At 34.8% G+C, this 1,245-nt stretch carries 1 protein-coding gene; it reads right to left on the bottom strand.

Translation table 11 applies throughout. The features are described 5' to 3' along the window. Window positions 1–53 precede the first annotated feature (53 nt). On the bottom strand, window positions 54–1,181 hold the full coding sequence (locus VXP95_RS15445; RefSeq protein WP_416712353.1) for a fimbria/pilus outer membrane usher protein: 1,128 nt from the start codon (window positions 1,179–1,181) through the stop codon (window positions 54–56). Window positions 1,182–1,245 lie beyond the last annotated feature (64 nt).

The raw sequence follows: 1,245 nt of genomic DNA, 5'->3' as shown, positions 1-1,245 counted from the left end.
CCACTTACCCAAGTTACGCCTTAAATTTGACTCAATTAGGGGCGCTTTGCATTTCAAATCTTTGTGCAACAAAGCCGATTAGAACTGTAATCATCCTCACTTAAGTATTCATATTTTTTAGTAAAATACCGGCTATTAATCCCTAATGACCAGTTTTCAAAATCCCGTGTTATGGCAACAGATCCTGCATAGCCCCGCTGGTTTTCCTTATCATCTTTACTTACTGAAAATGCCGTATCCAGCAAAAAATACTTACTCACCCCTTGGGTCCATAACAAGTCAAAGTTACTTACTTTCTCACTATATAAAAGATCTCCACCCAAGGTAGTTGAAAAGTTAAGTCCTCTACGGAAAAACAGTTTAGTAAAAAACTCGCGATAATCATCATCAACATAATCATAATTATATCTTAGCTTTCCCAAAGAAATATTATATTCATTGAGTCTAGGCTTTAATAAACGGTTATTAATATATACAGGGAAGCTTCTAACTGTTTTATTCCCTAAAATATCTTCCACCACAATTTGCGCATCACCTGCCTGATTTACAATTGAGCCTGCAGGCAGATTATAATTACCTGGTACAACTGAATCTTTATATAAATTTATGCCATTAATATATAAATCTACAGTTGAAGGCAGGCTGGCACTGCCATTCAAAGCAGGGATATTCCAATAAACAAAATCTGGACGATCAGTATAAATGGTCCCAAGACTTAAACCCCCAAAACGAAAAGAACTATTTAAAGTGTTATAAGGACTGGTAGTATCCCCTAGTGTTAATCTTAAAAACCTATCAGGAAATTCAAAATCCAAACTACTTCTTACTCTTAAGAATTTCTTTTCTTGGCCTTCAGGTTCATTCCGATATAAAAAGGCATTTTTAAATAACCAGTAATCTTTAAATACTCCAACTTCTGAAAATGTATTAAATTCCTGATCACGACTATCTCTACTGTAGAATAAATTATAGTTAATGAATCCCCCAAAATCCGCCTTTGCAGGCTGCAATACTTCTAGATCATAAGCCTGATCTTCAAAATAGCTGACTGGAAAATTAATTTTAATTGCCTGAAGGCTATAGTCATCCTCGACTGTAATTCCTGTTTGAGTGATTAAACAGAAATCTTTTTTCTTTAAATGGCGTTGAAAATTTTCTACTTTAATTCGGCTTTGTTGCATAAACATTCAAAAGCTGAGTTCTCCCCAATCCATTCAAATTTAAGACACAACTTGGGTGCGAGGT

It is taken from the genome of Acinetobacter sp. 226, assembly GCF_048147925.1.
Taxonomy (GTDB): Bacteria; Pseudomonadota; Gammaproteobacteria; order Pseudomonadales; family Moraxellaceae; genus Acinetobacter; species Acinetobacter pecorum.
The sequence above is the reverse complement of the archived record's forward strand: the minus strand, read 5'-3'. Positions and strand labels throughout refer to the sequence as shown.